The sequence below is a fragment of the Streptococcus mitis genome (assembly GCF_000722705.1).
Lineage (GTDB): Bacteria > Bacillota > Bacilli > Lactobacillales > Streptococcaceae > Streptococcus > Streptococcus mitis_P.
Genome location: NZ_JPFW01000009.1, coordinates 130,796 through 148,135 on the forward strand (window position 1 = coordinate 130,796; position 17,340 = coordinate 148,135).

The 17,340-nt window shown below is 42.1% G+C and carries 13 protein-coding genes; 1 reads left to right on the forward strand and 12 read right to left on the reverse strand.

Going from position 1 to position 17,340, the window contains the following annotated elements:
* The first annotated feature begins 22 nt into the window (after positions 1–22).
* On the forward strand, positions 23–3,919 hold the full coding sequence (locus SK642_RS08375) for a pullulanase (protein WP_033684374.1): 3,897 nt from the start codon (positions 23–25) through the stop codon (positions 3,917–3,919).
* A gap of 75 nt (positions 3,920–3,994) precedes the next feature.
* Here the strand turns inward: SK642_RS08375 and SK642_RS08380 are convergent, their stop codons facing one another.
* The 12 genes from SK642_RS08380 to rseP all read right to left on the reverse strand — a co-directional run bounded on the left by SK642_RS08380 (position 3,995) and on the right by rseP (position 17,326).
* Entirely contained in the window at positions 3,995–4,759 is a 765-nt protein-coding gene (locus tag SK642_RS08380; RefSeq protein ID WP_033684375.1) for an amino acid ABC transporter ATP-binding protein, read from the reverse strand.
* Positions 4,760–4,768: 9 nt separating this feature from the next.
* Positions 4,769–5,491: an amino acid ABC transporter permease gene (locus SK642_RS08385; RefSeq protein WP_033684376.1), complete on the reverse strand. Its 723-nt coding sequence runs from the start codon at positions 5,489–5,491 to the stop codon at positions 4,769–4,771.
* Positions 5,492–5,494: 3 nt separating this feature from the next.
* The gene (locus SK642_RS08390) at positions 5,495–6,187 is read right to left on the reverse strand and encodes an amino acid ABC transporter permease (RefSeq protein ID WP_033684378.1); all 693 of its coding nucleotides are present in this window, start codon (positions 6,185–6,187) and stop codon (positions 5,495–5,497) included.
* A 33-nt stretch (positions 6,188–6,220) separates the two neighbouring features.
* On the reverse strand, positions 6,221–7,099 hold the full coding sequence (locus SK642_RS08395; RefSeq protein WP_033684379.1) for a transporter substrate-binding domain-containing protein: 879 nt from the start codon (positions 7,097–7,099) through the stop codon (positions 6,221–6,223).
* Between the two features lie 11 nt (positions 7,100–7,110).
* Positions 7,111–8,109, reverse strand: a complete 999-nt coding sequence (locus SK642_RS08400) for a uroporphyrinogen decarboxylase family protein (RefSeq protein ID WP_033684380.1) — start codon at positions 8,107–8,109, stop codon at positions 7,111–7,113.
* Positions 8,110–8,111: 2 nt separating this feature from the next.
* Positions 8,112–8,315: a hypothetical protein gene (locus SK642_RS08405; RefSeq protein WP_033684381.1), complete on the reverse strand. Its 204-nt coding sequence runs from the start codon at positions 8,313–8,315 to the stop codon at positions 8,112–8,114.
* 9 nt (positions 8,316–8,324) lie between these two features.
* Positions 8,325–9,332 (reverse strand): uroporphyrinogen decarboxylase family protein, encoded by a 1,008-nt coding sequence (locus SK642_RS08410; protein WP_033684382.1) that lies wholly within the window; start codon positions 9,330–9,332, stop codon positions 8,325–8,327.
* Positions 9,333–9,552: 220 nt separating this feature from the next.
* Positions 9,553–10,602 carry an LLM class flavin-dependent oxidoreductase gene (locus SK642_RS08415; RefSeq protein WP_033684383.1) on the reverse strand — a complete coding sequence of 350 codons (1,050 nt, stop codon included), beginning with the start codon at positions 10,600–10,602 and terminating at the stop codon, positions 9,553–9,555.
* A gap of 120 nt (positions 10,603–10,722) precedes the next feature.
* A complete protein-coding gene (gene glmS, locus SK642_RS08420; RefSeq protein WP_033684384.1) occupies positions 10,723–12,531 on the reverse strand; it encodes a glutamine--fructose-6-phosphate transaminase (isomerizing) in 1,809 nt (602 codons plus the stop codon).
* A 191-nt stretch (positions 12,532–12,722) separates the two neighbouring features.
* Positions 12,723–14,102, reverse strand: coding sequence for a 6-phospho-beta-glucosidase (gene bglA, locus SK642_RS08425; RefSeq protein ID WP_033684385.1), 1,380 nt, complete (start codon positions 14,100–14,102; stop codon positions 12,723–12,725).
* 98 nt (positions 14,103–14,200) lie between these two features.
* Complete coding sequence (locus SK642_RS08430; protein ID WP_033684386.1) at positions 14,201–16,054, reverse strand: proline--tRNA ligase; 1,854 nt, start codon at positions 16,052–16,054, stop codon at positions 14,201–14,203.
* A gap of 12 nt (positions 16,055–16,066) precedes the next feature.
* Entirely contained in the window at positions 16,067–17,326 is a 1,260-nt protein-coding gene (rseP, locus tag SK642_RS08435; protein WP_033684387.1) for an RIP metalloprotease RseP, read from the reverse strand.
* Positions 17,327–17,340 lie beyond the last annotated feature (14 nt).

Sequence of the window (17,340 nt, forward strand, 5' to 3'; positions counted from 1 at the left end):
ATTCATTTATAGGAGAATCATTATGAAAAGAACAACTTCTCACACTGAGAAAAAAATGGTCTACAGCATCCGTTCCCTCAAGAATGGAACTGGTTCTGTCCTTATCGGCGCAAGCTTTGTCCTACTTGCCATGGCTACACCAACTATCTCAGCCAAGGAAAATACTACAACCACTAACGCAAGTAATAGTGAAACTACTACTGCCCTTGCCCAACCTCTTACTGATACAACAGCCAGCACTGGTAAGCAAGAAAGTGATCTTTCTGTACCTAAAAATGCAAACGCTTCCCTAGAGAAAAAAGAAGAAAAACCTGCAACAGAGCCAACAAGTCCTGCTGCAAGCCCAGCTGACTCAGCACCACAAACTGGGCAAGATCGTTCAAGTGAGCCAACGACTTCTACTAGGCCAGTAACAACTGAAACTAAGGTAGAAGAGCCAATCGAAGACAACTACTTCCGTATCCATGTCAAAAAACTTCCTGAAGAAAACAAGGATGCTCAAGGACTCTGGACTTGGGACGATGTTGAAAAACCATCTGAAAACTGGCCTAACGGAGCCTTGTCCTTTAAGGATGCCAAAAAAGATGACTATGGCTACTACCTAGATGTCAAATTAAAGGGAGAGCAAGCCAAGAAAATTAGCTTCCTTATCAATAATACAGCTGGAAAAAATCTAACTGGCGATAAATCTGCAGAAAAACTGGCACCAAAGATGAACGAGGCTTGGTTGGACCAAGATTACAAGGTTTTCTCTTACGAACCACAGCCTGCAGGGACTGTTCGCGTCAACTACTACCGTACAGATGGCAACTATGATAAGAAATCTCTTTGGTATTGGGGAGATGTGAAAAATCCAAGTAGCGCTCAATGGCCTGACGGAACAGACTTTACAGCTACAGGAAAATACGGCCGCTATATTGACATTCCTCTTAAGGATGCCGCAAAAGAATTCGGCTTTTTATTACTAGATGAGAGCAAACAAGGAGACGACGTGAAAATCCGTAAAGAAGATTATAAGTTCACAGATTTGAAAAATCATAGCCAAATTTTCCTAAAAGACGATGACGAATCGATTTACACAAATCCATACTATGTCCATGATATCCGTATGACAGGGGCTCAACACGTAGCCACTTCTAGCATTGAAAGTAGTTTTTCAACACTAGTCGGTGCAAAAAAAGAGGATATTCTCAAGCACTCCAACATCACTAATCACCTAGGAAACAAGGTAACTATCACCGATGTTGCAATCGATGAAGCTGGCAAGAAAGTGACTTATAGCGGAGATTTCTCTGACACAAAACATCCATATACTGTTAGCTACAATTCCGACCAATTCACTACCAAAACAAGCTGGCGCCTTAAAGATGAGACTTACAGCTATGATGGTAAACTGGGAGCTGATCTCAAAGAAGAAGGAAAACAAGTTGATTTAACCCTTTGGTCACCAAGTGCTGATAAGGTTTCTGTTGTTGTCTACGACAAGAATGACCCTAACAAAGTAGTTGGAACTGTCGCTCTTGAAAAAGGAGAAAGAGGGACTTGGAAACAAACTCTAGATAGCACAAACAAACTAGGAATCACAGATTTCACTGGCTACTATTATCAATACCAAATCGAGCGTCAGGGGAAAACTGTTCTTGCACTCGATCCTTACGCTAAATCCCTCGCTGCTTGGAATAGTGACGATGCTAAGATCGACGATGCCCATAAAGTGGCTAAAGCTGCCTTTGTAGATCCAGCAAAACTAGGACCTCAAGACTTGACTTATGGTAAGATTCACAACTTCAAGACTCGTGAAGATGCCGTTATCTATGAAGCTCATGTGCGTGACTTCACTTCAGATCCTGCCATTGCAAAAGACTTGACCAAACCATTTGGTACCTTTGAAGCCTTCATTGAAAAACTAGACTATCTCAAAGATTTGGGTGTGACCCATATCCAGCTCCTTCCAGTCTTGTCTTACTACTTTGTCAATGAATTGAAAAACCATGAACGCTTGTCTGACTATGCTTCAAGCAACAGTAACTACAACTGGGGATATGACCCTCAAAACTACTTCTCCTTGACTGGTATGTACTCAAGCGATCCTAAGAATCCAGAAAAACGAATCGCAGAATTTAAAAACCTCATCAACGAAATCCACAAACGTGGCATGGGAGCTATCTTAGATGTCGTTTATAACCACACAGCCAAAGTCGATATCTTTGAAGACCTAGAGCCAAACTACTACCATTTTATGGATGCTGATGGAACACCACGAACTAGCTTTGGTGGTGGACGCTTGGGGACAACCCACCATATGACCAAACGTCTCCTAGTTGACTCTATCAAATACCTAGTTGATACCTACAAAGTAGATGGATTCCGCTTCGATATGATGGGAGACCATGATGCCGCTTCTATCGAAGAAGCTTACAAGGCTGCACGCGCCCTCAATCCAAACCTCATCATGCTTGGTGAAGGTTGGAGAACCTATGCTGGTGATGAAAATATGCCTACTAGAGCTGCTGACCAAGATTGGATGAAACATACCGATACTGTAGCTGTCTTCTCAGATGACATCCGTAACAACCTCAAGTCTGGTTATCCAAACGAAGGTCAACCTGCCTTTATCACAGGTGGCAAGCGTGATATCAACACTATCTTTAAAAATCTAATTGCTCAACCAACCAACTTTGAAGCTGACAGCCCTGGAGATGTCATCCAATACATCGCAGCCCATGATAACTTGACCCTCTTTGATATCATTGCCCAGTCTATCAAAAAAGACCCAAGCAAGGCTAAGAACTATGCTGAGATTCATCGTCGTTTACGACTTGGAAATCTCATGGTCTTGACAGCACAAGGAACTCCGTTTATCCACTCTGGTCAGGAATATGGACGTACTAAACAATTCCGTGACCCAGCCTACAAGACTCCAGTCGCAGAAGACAAGGTTCCAAACAAGTCTCACTTGTTGCGTGATAAGGACGGCAATCCATTTGACTATCCTTACTTCATCCATGACTCTTACGACTCCAGCGATGCTGTTAACAAGTTTGACTGGACTAAGGCTACAGATAGTAAAGCTTACCCTGAAAATGTCAAGAGCCGTGACTATATGAAAGGGTTGATTGCCCTTCGTCAATCTACAGACGCCTTCCGACTTAAGAGCCTCCAAGATATCAAAGACCGTGTCCACCTCATCACTGTCCCAGGTCAAAATGGTGTGGAAAAAGAAGATGTAGTGATTGGCTACCAAATTACTGCTCCAAACGGAGATATTTACGCAGTCTTTGTCAATGCGGACGAAAAAGCTCGTGAATTTAATTTGGGAACTTCCTTTGGTCACCTAAGAAATGCTGAAGTTTTAGCAGATGAAAACCAAGCAGGACCAGTCGGAATTGCCAACCCTCAAGGACTTGAATGGACTGAAAAAGGCTTGAAATTAAATGCCCTTACAGCTACTGTTCTTAGAATCTCTCAAGGCGGTGCCATCGTTGCCCCAGCTGTGGAAGAAAAACCAGAATTTGATCTTTCTAGCTTAACACAAGAACAAGGTCAAAATAACGGCCAAGACAATACTCCAAACCGAGTCGTCAAACCTGAGCAGCAAAATCTAGCTCCACAGGCTAAACCTGATTCTACAAAACCAGATGCAAAAGTAGCGGATGCGGATCATAAACCTAACCAAGCTACAACTGATTCACAAGCTGAAAAACCAGCACAAGAAGCACAAGCATCATCTGTAAGTGAAGCTATTCAAAACGGAGCTGTAGAAAACTCTAGCAAGAAAAATATACCTGCAACCCCAGCTAAACAAGCTGAACTTCCAAATACAGGAACCAAAAACGATCACAAACTCCTGTTTGCAGGAATCAGCCTCCTTGCTCTTCTAGGTCTCGGGTTCTTACTAAAAAACAAAAAAGAGAACTAAACTAGCCCTCCTATAGAAAAATCCCCCAAGCCTTGACGCTCGGGGGATTGATTTTTGACCTGATAAGCCTATCTATCAAATCATATATTCCACACTATAGGTCGCATCCGAAAGTATTCGTGCCAAAAATTGCTTGGTTCGTTCTTCTTTTGGACGACTGAAGAAATCATGGGCATTATTTTCTTCAACAATTTTCCCGCCATCCATAAAAATAACATGGTTGGCCACATCTCTGGCAAAGCCCATCTCATGAGTCACTACTATCATAGTAACTCCTTCTTTAGCTAGCTGTTTTAAAACATCCAAAACATCCCCTACTAACTCTGGATCCAAGGCTGACGTTGGCTCATCCAATAAAATGACCTCTGGTTTCACAGCGATTGCGCGCGCAATACCAATTCGTTGTTGCTGGCCTCCAGAAAGCTGAGAGGGATAGTAATCCTTATAAGCTAGTAAACCAACTTTTTCTAAGGCAGCTTCTGCACGTTTGATGGCTTCTTCCTTAGGAATTTTCCTAGCAATCACCAGCCCCTCCAAAATATTTTCCAAGGCTGTTTTATTGGCAAATAAATTATAATGTTGGAAAACGAAGGCGGTCTTTTGGCGAATTTCCAAAATGTCTTTTTTGGTCAATTTGCCAAGATCGTAGTCTTTGTCAGCAAGTTTCAAAGAACCACTATCAGCCTTTTCCAAATGATTGAGACATCTGAGAAAAGTCGTTTTACCTGATCCAGATGGCCCCAAGATTACAACCACATCCCCTTGGCTGACCTTGAGATTCACATCTCCTAGGACTTGTCTGTCTCCAAACTTTTTTGCAACATGTTCTACTTGTAACATTGTCTCCTCCTATGCTAAACCTGTACTGGGCGCTACTTGTCCCTTTTCTCTTTGAATATAGCGTTTCTCTAAGATTGAAAAGCCCCATTGAATCAATCCGCAAATAAGAATGTACTGTAAAAAGATCACAAAATAGGATTCAAAATACTGATAACCATAAGACGCTTCAACACGGGCAATGGCTGTAATATCCTTAATGGTCATCACAAATACTAAAGAAGTTCCTTTTACAATATTTATAACTAGATTAGCTAGATTAGGCAAGGCTGACCGCAAGGCCTGTGGAAAAACAATCCTCACATAAGCCTGACTAGTGGTTAAGCCAATCGCTTGTGCAGCTTCTAATTGTCCCTTATCCACAGTCAAAATAGCCGAACGTAAGATTTCTGATAAACTACCTGTTGTCATCAAGCTATAGATAATAAAAGCATAATAGATGGGATTGAGTTTAAAGATATCAACATCACTTCCTATGCTTTTAAGAAATTGATTGAGCAAACTCGGAAACAAGCTATAAAAGAAAAGAATCAGCAAAATCGGAGGTGTCGCTCTTATAAAAGCTAGATACACGAGGGAGAAGGTTCGAACACCTTTGACTTTGTATATTTGTCCCAGCGCTAAAAATAAGGCAGGTAGAAAACTTAAGATCATAGCTACAATCATGATAATCAAGGTGGTCGGTACCCCTTTTAAGGTCTCTAAAAAGGTTTTTGCAATATAGTCTAAATCCATATCCTATCTCCCTTTCGTTTCCAAAGATTTTTCTAACAAGTGACTCAAGAAGGAAACAGCCAAAGCTACACCCCAATAAAGAATGGCAACCGCTGTATAGGTTTCAAGAGAGTAATTCCCCAAATTGCGACTGATTAAGAGATTTCCAGCCCCCATGACATCTACAAAACCAATCGTATAAGCTAGGGCAGCGTCCCGCATCAAATTTAGAATGGCGGTCGTCACATTTGGAAGAGCCACTTGAAAGGCCTGAGGAAAAATGATTCTCCAAAATGTCTGACTAGGTGTCAGACCAATACTGACTCCAGCCTCCATCTGTCCTTTGGGAATTGCCTGATAAGAAGACTTAAACACTTCTGCAATGATAGCCGCAAATAGCAAGACCATGGTGAATAAGACGAAGACCGTTTTGAACCAGTTGTTGATATCTAAATTCAACCACCATTTTAAAAATTCAGGTAAACCATAAAATACTAAAAACAGTAAAACAATGGGGGGAGTACAGCGAAGAGTGAAAATATAGCCCTTAGAAAGACCTGCAAAAGTCTTGTCTTCTCCCACTTGAGCCCAAGCCAATAGACCACCGAAAAGGGAACCGAGGATTGTAGTAAAAAAGAGAATGGACAAGGTCATAGGAAGAGCCTGCCATAAGGTTGGTAAAAATTGGAACACTCTTGAAAAATCATATGAAACCATGTAAACCTCTTTCTAACATGCCTGATTGCTCATCTAATCTTTATCAACATAACTAAAGACATCTTCTTTAAAGTATTTTTGAGAAAGTTTAGCTAGAGTACCATCTTCTTTTAATTCTTTAATAGCTTTTTCATACTCTTTCGCAAACTTCTCACCCTTTTCATCACGGTGAATCAATGGATAGGTTGGGATTCCTTTATAAGGGAACCAGCTAAGTTTGTCCGCATATTGGTGGTAAGAACCATCCTCTGCTGTCACTGCTTTTTCAAAAGACAGCTTGATGTCAAAGAAAGCATCATAACGTCCTTCTAAAACCCAAGCATAAGCATCTGCCACTTTGAAGGATTCAGCAGCTGTCAACTCAATTGGTGTATCTTTATGCTTGTCATTATAGCTATTGATAACACTCCACTGGGCATTTTGTGGAGAGATGGGTACTAATTTTCCTTTGTTTTTGGCGAAATCATCAATATTCTTATATTTGGCTTCATCTTCTTTTCTAACAGTAAAACCAATAATGCTGGCTCCTACTGGCTCAGATGGAATAATGAATTTCTTAGCCCGTTCATCTGTATACCAAGCACCTTTCGTCCCAATATCGTACTTGCCGGACTCAAGTCCAATCAAGAGATCATCATCACTAGTTCCAGTATACTCAAATTTATAATCTGCTAATTTCTCATCAATTGCCTTTAAAACTGCGACTTCATAACCATCTGATTCCCCTTTTTCGTCAATAAAATCATAAGGGACATAGTTTTGGGTATGGGCAACTTTTAAAGTTGTTACTTGTCCAGACGAAGCTGCATCTGCACCTTTAGCAGATGCTCCCGCCAAAGTTCTACCAATAATCGTTGCTCCAAGCACCGCTACAACTGCAACTCCACCAATAATCCATGTTTTCTTACTCATATTCTTCTCCTTTATTTAGTTACTGCTTCTCTCACCCACTGGATACGCTCCACTGCAATATCGCTCGGAATGGTACAATCTGCTCCTAGTATGAGGCCCTCTTTGCCTGTTTCTTCTATCAATCGTTTGGTTTCAGCTTGAATTTCTTCCTTACTGCCTCGATAGAGAAGTCCCTCTTTGCCGTTTTCAAATCCTCCCAAAACAGTACGCCCCTTGAAAATCTCACGGCCTTCTTTTAAACTAATCCCTTCTGGGCCAACTGCCCAGTTAAAAACATGAGCTGGATAGTCGGCAAAGATATGAATATCGTTTCGAGCTCCTTCATAGCCACAGATGTGAAGGATATTTACTCCACCAACCGACTTAGCTGCATTTAAAACAGTCAGTTCACTCGGAGCAATAATCTCCTGATATGCTTCAACAGAAACACGCGCATCCTGAATACTTTGCACACTGAGATAGATACCGTCTGCTCCTGCATCTCTAATAATAGCTTGACTCAAGCTAGCGATATCTTGCGCAATTATATCGAGAACTTTTTTCAATTTCTGAGGATCTTGAACTAAGAAATCTGCAATGAGATCATCTCCACCAGACACTTCTCCAAGTAACCATTTGAGGTAGGTCACAGGCGCAAAAATATTGTAAATAGCAACAATATCTTCCGTAAACTCCTGCTTAATTTTCTTCACTAACTCTACTTGCTCTCTAATCCACGGATGATCTTCTCCCAGAGGTTCAATCTCTGCCAACTCTTGGAGTGATTTCCCTTTGGCAATAACTGGATTTGGATAAGCAAAATAGCCATCACTCATTAACTTAATAAAGTCAGGATTTAGTTCATGGATAAATTGTTTGTGACCTTGTATATTCTTTTCAATAATCACAGGATTTGAAAATCCCTTTAACCATTCCTCTTCTGATGTAAAGTGGTGCCAAAAACCGACAGGAACACGATCAACCGCTTCTCCTCTAAATGCTTTTAAAACCCATTCTCTTTTTTCTGACATCTCTATTCTCCATTTCTTTCTTTTTCGACTAATAAAACACTGGCAATATCATTGGTTTGAATAAAGGGAAGACTTCCCTTCTGAAAATCCTGAACTCCATGACATCTTGGTTCTTCCTTACAAGTAAGTCCCTTAGTGAGGCTAATCGCAAGTAATATGACAAATCCAAGGGCCGTCCCTACTAATAGCCACTTTTTTCTTTTCATAAGGCCCTCCTATTCTAAAATAGCAGCCTGACGAATCCAGTCCAATCTTTCTAATTCAAAATAATCTGGAACCGTGCAATCCGCTCCAAGAAGGACTCCTCTAGTCCCAGCTTCAGCCAACAAGCGTTTGGTTTCCTCTTGTAGTTCAGCCTTTGTACCTCCATAAATCAGGCTCTGCTTCCCATTTTCAAAACCACCCAAGACCGCTTTACCATGAAATAGCTCCTGACCTTGAGGCAAACTAACTGCTTCATGGTGGGTTGCCCAGTTGAAAACTTGGGCTGGATAATCTTTGAAAATAGTCACATCGTTACTGGCACCTTGGAAACCGCAGATATGCAGGATATTTATCCCACCTGCCTGATTAGCAGCTTCTAAAATCTTTATGTTACTTGGCTCGATATAGGTCTGGTACAAGTCTGGTGTGATGCGCTCATCCTGAATTTCTTGCGTACTAAGGTAAATCCCATCTGCTCCACCATCCTGAATGATTGCCTTGGTCAGGATAGCGATATCCTCAGCAATAACATCTAAAATCTCCCTGAATAGCTCTGGATTTTCAAGAAAAAGATCTGCAACCTCCTTATCACCTCTAGAAGTTTCTGTACGAAACCACCTTTTCAGGTAGGAAATCGGAGAAAAGATATTGTAGAATGATGCAATGTCCTCAGTGAAGGTTGCTCGAATGGCTTGTACCACTTCTACTTGTTGCTGAATCCAAGGATGGTTTTCACCAATCGACTCAATAGAAGCCAACTCCTGAACACTTGCAACAGAAGGATTATAGACATTACTTGGATAAATGAAAAAGCCGTCACTCATTATTTTGACAAAGTCAGGATGAATTCTTTCAACGTACTGCCGATGCCCCTCTACACTTTTTTGAAAGATACGTGGGTTATTTAAACCTTGCCCTTTTTCCTCCAGTGTTACAAAATGAAACCAAAAGCCAACAGGAACCCGTTCCACCTCTTCTCCTCGTATGGCTTTAAAAACTAGTTCTCTTTTACTTGTCATACTTTTCTCCTTCCATTTGGATTGAAACCATCTTACCACTCCTTTTTGCCTTTTCCCAATATATATTGACTATCAACTTGATTGGGATTGTTTATATCAATAACGAAAAAAATCTCTGGAAAGCTTGATTTTACCAGCTTTTCAGAGATTCTTTTCTTTCTTTTACTTTATTAAAATAGTTGTTATATAGATTTTTTATCAGCCTGATTAGGATTTTTTATTAAGCCTCTTTCATGGCAAAGTAAGCCCGTACTTTGGGTGCTACTTGCGTTCCGAAGAGTTCAATAGCTCGCAGGACTTGTTCATGTGGCATAGAACCAAGAGGTAGATGCAACATAAAGCGGTCCAAGCCTAAATCCTCAATCATGCGAATCAATTTTTCTGCTACCTGATCTGGATTACCCACAAACATGGCGCCATTTGGTCCAACTTGCTCCAAATATTGTTCATAACGCAACTCCTGCCAATGTGGACGGTCTTTGGAAATAGCATCCACCACTTGCTTGGTCGGATGGAAATATTCTTTTACCGCCTGCTCGCCATCCTCAGCAATCCAACCCCAAGAATGGGCTCCAACCTTTAGCTCATGATTGGCATGACCCGCTTCGCTCCCAATCTCACGATAAGCCTGAATCAACTTTTTAAAATAAGGCGGATTGCCACCAATAATGGCATAGACAATCGGCATGCCTGCCTGAGCAATCTTCACTGTTGATTCGACATGACCACCTGTCGCTATCCACAAGGGCAATTTGTCCTGAACTGGACGAGGATAAACTTCTTTGCCAGAAATTGTTTGGGTCAATCGACCTTTCCAGTCTAGTTTGGTCTTTTCATTGACTAACTGAAGCAAGTCTAATTTCTCATCAAAGAGAGCTTCGTAGTCTTTCAAGTCATAGCCAAACAAAGGAAATGATTCCGTGAAAGAGCCCCTTCCAGCCATAATCTCCGCACGTCCATTGGACAAAGCATCGATAGTGGCATACTGTTGGAACAAACGAATCGGGTCCATGCTCGATAGAATGCTGACTGCACTGGTCAAACGGATTTTCTTGGTATTGACTGCCCCAGCTGCCAGAACAATCTCTGGAGCTGATACTGCAAAATCCTCTCGATGGTGCTCGCCAATCCCATACACATCCAAACCAACCTTGTCAGCCAGTTCAATTTCTGCCACCAACTGACGAATGCGTTCGGCATGACTATAAGTTTGCCCAGTCTCTTCAAGCTCCGTTGTTTCCCCAAATGTTGAAATTCCCAATTCTACCATGGTAATTCTCCTTGTCTACCTCTGTCCTTCAATTTGAAAAATTATTCTAACACGAATCTTGAGTCCAAGCAACCAATTTGCTCATTAGAAAAAAGCCTAGATAACTAGACTTTTTTTAGATTATTCTACCGTTACTGACTTAGCAAGGTTACGTGGTTTATCCACATCCAGACCACGGTGTAGAGTTGCAAAGTAAGCGACTAATTGCGTTGGTACAACCATTGAGATTGGTGAGAGGTAAGGGTGTACGGTCGTAAGGACGATATCGTCTGTATCTTTAGCAACATTTTCTTCTGCAATAGTGAGAACCTTGGCACCACGGGCTGCGACCTCTTGGATATTTCCACGAGTGTGGTTAGCAAGTACTGGATCTGACAAGAGAGCCAAAACAGGCGTTCCTTCTTCAATCAAGGCAATAGTTCCGTGCTTGAGTTCTCCTGCCGCAAAGCCTTCACACTGGATGTAAGAAATCTCTTTGAGTTTGAGACTTGCTTCCATGGCTACATAGTAATCTTGACCACGTCCGATATAAAAGGCGTTGCGAGTTGTTTCAAGAAGCTCACGAACCTTGGCTTCAATGGTTTCTTTCTCTGAAAGAGTTGATTCGATAGACTGAGCTACGATTGACAACTCATGAACCAAGTCAAAGGCTTGCGCTTTGGCATTACCGTTCGCTTGACCGACTGCTTTTGCAAGGAAGGCAAGGGCTGCGATTTGCGCTGTATAAGCTTTAGTTGATGCCACGGCAATTTCAGGTCCTGCATGAAGGAGCATGGTATGGTTGGCTTCACGTGAAAGGGTTGAACCTGGCACGTTTGTCACTGTCAAGCTTGGGATTCCCATTTCATTGGCCTTAACCAAAACCTGACGACTATCCGCTGTTTCACCAGACTGGCTGATAAAGATGAAGAGTGGTTTTTTGCTGAGAAGTGGCATACCGTAGCCCCACTCAGATGAAATTCCAAGTTCAACTGGTGTATCTGTCAACTCTTCCAGCATCTTCTTAGAAGCAAATCCTGCGTGGTAAGATGTTCCAGCTGCAAGGATATAGATGCGGTCTGCATCTTGAACAGCCTTGATGATAGCTGGGTCAACCACTACTTGACCTGCCTCATCTGTATAGGCTTGGATGAGTTTACGCATAACAGTTGGTTGCTCGTCAATTTCCTTGAGCATGTAGTAAGGATAAGTTCCCTTACCGATATCAGACAAGTCAAGTTCAGCAGTGTAACTAGCACGCTCACGACTGTTACCATCATAGTCTTGAACTTCCACACTATCAGCCTTGACGATTACCAACTCTTGGTCATGAATTTCCATGTATTGGTTGGTTTCACGAATCATAGCCATAGCATCTGAGCAGACCATGTTATAGCCTTCTCCAAGACCAATCAAAAGTGGTGATTTATTCTTAGCTACGTAGATAACTTCAGGATCTTGTGAATCAACCAAGGCAAAGGCATAAGAACCACGGATGATGTGAAGAGCTTTTTTGAAAGCTTCAAGAACTGACAAACCATCTTCTTCTGCAAATTTTCCAATCAAGTGAACAGCGATTTCTGTATCTGTTTGCCCCTTAAAGTGGTGACCTGCAAGGTATTCTTCCTTGATTTCAAGGTAGTTCTCAATCACCCCGTTGTGCACCAAGACAAAACGTTCTGTCTCAGAGCGGTGTGGGTGAGCATTGTCCTCAGTTGGTTTCCCATGAGTTGCCCAACGAGTATGTCCGATACCAGTTGTCCCCTCAACACCAGCTGTCTTGGCAGACAATTCTGCGATACGTCCAACAGCCTTAACTAGATAGTTTTCAGCACCACCTAGGACAAAAATCCCCGCAGAATCATAGCCACGGTATTCGAGCTTTTCAAGCCCTTGAATCAAAATATCAGTTGCATTTGTGTTTCCAACAACACCAACAATTCCACACATAGTATATACGACACAGACCAGCTGTGCTTTCTCCTTAAAATTGGTATAGTCTAATTCCTCTTTTATAGAATCAGCAAAAACAGTATATACTTGTTTCTTTCACTTGTCAAGAGTAAAAATTGGTATAGTTCAAATTAAGATCCTGTAAGCAAAAAACTCTGACCAATTAGGATAATCAGTCAGAGTCCTTTTTAAAATCCATTATTGTCGCTTAATTCCTTGAACCAGTGCCCTGATTTCTTCAGACGACGTTCTTGTGTTTCCAAGTCTAATTCAACCAAACCATAGCGATTTTTATAGCTGTTGAGCCATGACCAACAATCGATAAAGGTCCAAATCAAGTAGCCCTTACAATTAGCTCCGTCTTCAATAGCACGGTGAAGTTCACGAAGATGACCTTTTACAAAGTCAATACGGTAATCATCTTGAATCATCCCATCTTGACGGAATTTTTCTTCCCCTTCAACACCCATACCATTCTCTGTCAACATCCACTCGATATTGCCATAGTTTTCCTTGATATTTTGGGCGATATCATAAATCCCTTGCTCATAAATTTCCCAGCCACGGTGAGGATTAATTTTACGTCCAGGCATTACATAAGGCTCGTAAAAATGTTCTGGCAAGAGTGGACTCTCTGGATGCTTAGCAAATCGAGGTGCCATAACACGCAAAGGCTGATAATAGTTGACACCAAGGAAATCTACTGTATTGTCACGAATAAGCTCCAACTCTTCCTCTGTGGTATCAGGCAAGAGACCGTGTTCATGCAAGATTTCTACCAACTCCTGTGGATAAGTCCCCAAAACAGACGGATCTAAGAAAGATTGGGCCTGAAAAAGGTCCGCAATGCGAGCTGCCTTTACATCAGCAGGATGCTGGCTACGTGGATAAGCCGGTGTCAAGTTGAGAACAATCCCAATCTTGGAATCAGGCAAGAGTTCATGACAGGCCTTGACCGCTCGACTGCTGGCTAATTGTGTGTGATAGGCTACTTTAACCGCTGCCTCTACATCGACCTTATGTGGATAATGGGCATCGTAAAAATAGCCAAATTCTACAGGAACGATGGGCTCGTTAAAGGTAATCCATTGATCCACTAAATCTCCATAAGTTTCAAAACAAAAACGAGCATAGTCTTCATAGGCTGAGACCGTCGCCTTATTTTCCCAACCATCACCAGCTTCTTGAAGAGCAAGAGGCAAATCAAAGTGGTAGAGATTGACTAAGAGACGAATCCCCTTAGCCTTAATAGCCTCAAAGACCTTACGATAAAAATCCACACCTTGAGGGTTGACTTCCCCACAACCTTGTGGAAAAATCCGTGACCACTGAATAGAAGTCCGAAAGGCTGTGTGACCAGTCTCTAACAAAAGCTCGATATCCTGTTCCCAATTTTCATAAAAGGTTGATGTCTTATCTGGACCAATCCCATTATAGTAACGATTTGGCTCCACTTGGTACCAGTAATCCCAGAGATTATCTCCCTTGCCGTCACCAGCTACACTCCCTTCTGTCTGCGGCCCAGAAGTGGAGGATCCCCAGACAAAATCCTTTGGAAATCTTAGCATACATTTACCTCTTTATCTACTCATTTTTCCCATTATACAGAAAAAACAAGGTAAAAACTAGTTACATTTTTTCCTTGTTTTTCTTCTGATTATAGTTTTTATTTTTTGCTGAGGATTTCAAGCGTTTCAAGTACGTTATCTGCATGAACCTCGATGGTGTCACCAGTCGCTTTAATCTTAACTTCTACGATGCCATCAGCTGCTTTTTTACCAACAGTGATACGGATTGGCAATCCAATCAAGTCGCTATCGCTGAATTTGACTCCGACACGTTCGTTGCGGTCATCTGTCAAGACTTCGTAACCAGCTCCCATCAAGTTTGCTTCAAGTTTTTCTGTCAAGGCTTGCGCTTCTTCGTCCTTGACATTGACAGTAATCAAGTGCACATCAAATGGTGCCAATTCTTTAGGGAAATTGATTCCCCAAGCGTAACGGTATTCACCTTTTGGTGTTTTGTTAACAAAGAGGCGTGCGTGTTGCTCCATAACGGCTGAAAGGAGACGGCTAACACCGATACCGTAACATCCCATGATAATTGGCACAGCACGGCCATTTTCATCCAAGACATCTGCTCCCATGCTTGCTGAGTAGCGAGTGCCGAGTTTGAAGATGTGACCAATTTCGATACCACGCGCAAAGTTAAGGACACCTTGTCCGTCTGGTGAAATTTCACCCTCACGAACTTCACGGATATCCACATATTCTGCAGTAAAATCACGACCTGGGTTCACACCAGTCAAGTGGTAGCCATCTTCATTAGCTCCCACAACCGCATTGCGAACATCTTGCACTTTACGGTCTGCGATGATTTTAACATTCTCTGGCAAACCAACTGGGCCAAGTGAACCAAATCCTGCTTGCACAACATTTGCCACTTCTTCTTCGCTAGCAACGTCAAAGAAATCTGCTCCCAAGTGGTTTTTCAACTTAACTTCATTAAGCTGGTCATTTCCAACTAGAAGGGCCGCAACAAGCTCACCGTCTGCCATGTAGAAGAGGGTTTTAATCGTTTGTTCTTCTGGAACATTGAGGAAGGCTGCAACTTCATCGATTGATTTAACATCTGGCGTTGCAACACGAGTCACTTCTTCTTCAGCGACAACACGATTGCTTGGTTTGTACTCATTTGTTGCCATTTCCAAGTTAGCCGCATAGCTAGACTCACTTGAGTAAGCAATGGTATCTTCACCAGAGACCATCCATTTGAGCAATTCTGCCTTGATTTCTTCTTGCACATCTGCAGGAATTTCGTCAAATGAGGCAACTGACTTATCCAAGACAACCCAGCGGTCAAGGTCTGTACGAGCAGGTGTAATGGCCATAAATTCTTGGCTGTCCTTACCACCCATGGCTCCACCGTCACCAATAATAGCCTTGAAGTCTAAGCCACTACGAGTGAAAATACGCTCATAAGCAGCCTTGTACTCATCATAAACACTGTCCAAGCTATCATAGTTAGCGTGGAAACTGTAAGCATCCTTCATGATAAACTCACGTGTACGGAGAAGTCCATTACGTGGGCGTTTTTCATCACGATACTTAGGCTGGATTTGGTAAAGGTTAAGTGGCAATTGCTTGTAAGACTTAACAGAATCACGGACAATAGCTGTAAAGGTTTCTTCGTGAGTTGGACCTAGGATAAAGTCTGATTTTTCACGGTTTTTTAGTTTGTAAAGGTCCTCACCATAAGTTTCGTAACGACCTGATTCGCGCCACAATTCCGCACTAAGAAGGGCAGGAGCCAACATCTCAACTGCACCAATCTTATCAAATTCTTGGCGCATGATGTTTTTGGCTTTTTCAATCACACGGTTGGCAAGTGGTAGATAAGAATAAACACCTGCTGAAACTTGGCGAACATAACCAGCTCGCAACATAAGAGCATGGCTAATAACTTGAGCATCGCTTGGCATTTCGCGAAGCGTTGGGATAGGCATTTTACTTTGTTTCATAATATTCCTCGATTATCTAAAAAAGAGTCGCATAATGTCATTCCAGGTCACAGCAATCATCAAGACAACCATGATGACCACTCCGGCCAAGGTGACATAGGTTTCAATTTCTTGTTTTAATGGTTTGCGGCGAATGGCTTCCAGGATATTGAGCACAATCTTACCACCATCCAGGGCTGGAATCGGAATAAGATTAAAAATCCCAATATTGATGGAAATCATTGCCAAGAAGTACAAGACATTCTCAATTCCATTTTTAGCAGCATCACTACTTGCCTTAAAGATGGCAACAGGTCCACCTAGCTTATTCAAATCCGGTTGGAAAATCAGATTTTTCAGAGCCGATAGAATTCGGAGAGCTGAGTCAGCAGCGGTTGTAAAACCACCTACAAACATGGATAGAAAGTCCGACTTAATTCCCGGTTGAACACCTAGAAGGTAACGACCTTGACTTTCTTCTGGAGTAACAGTGACTTGCTTGTCACTACCCTTTTCAGAAATAGTCACATCCAAGGTTGGGGCCGTCTTATCTTTAGTTTCTGCTTCCACAGCCTGGATCAAACTTTCCCAGTTGCTAATCTCATGTGAGCCAATCTTGGTAATCTGAGCCGTTTCTGGCACTCCTACCTTAGCCAAGGCCCCTTGGGGCATAATATGGAACTGGTTGGTATCGACATCTCTGACACCACCCTGCATAAAGATTAAAATCCAGAAAACAAGAACACCTAAGATAAAGTTGTTCATAGGGCCTGCAAAGTTAGTAATGAGTTTCCCCCAGATAGTCGCATTTTGATATTGAACATCTAAAGGTGCAATCCGAACCTCAGTACCATCTGCTTCCACAACCGTTGCATCGTGATCCACTGCAAATGTTTTTTCTTCTTCCAGAACCAAACCCTTGATAAAGAGCTTATCTTCAAAGTCAAACTGGGTCACCTGCATAGGAAGAGCTGTCTGATCTAATTTTTTACCTGAGAGGTTGATGCGTTTAACCTTCCCATCGTCAGTAAGGGTCAAACTGACAGGAGTACCTGTCTTGATTTCAGTTGTATCATCACCCCAACCGGCCATACGAACATAGCCACCCAGAGGCAAGATTCGAATGGTATAGGCTGTTCCATCCTTGCCAATATGAGCAAAGATTTTGGGCCCCATACCGATGGCAAATTCACGCACTAGAATTCCTGATTTCTTGGCAAAGTAGAAGTGCCCGAACTCGTGCACTACCACAATAATCCCGAAAACCAGAATAAAGGTTAAAATTCCGAGCATAGTATTTCCTCCGT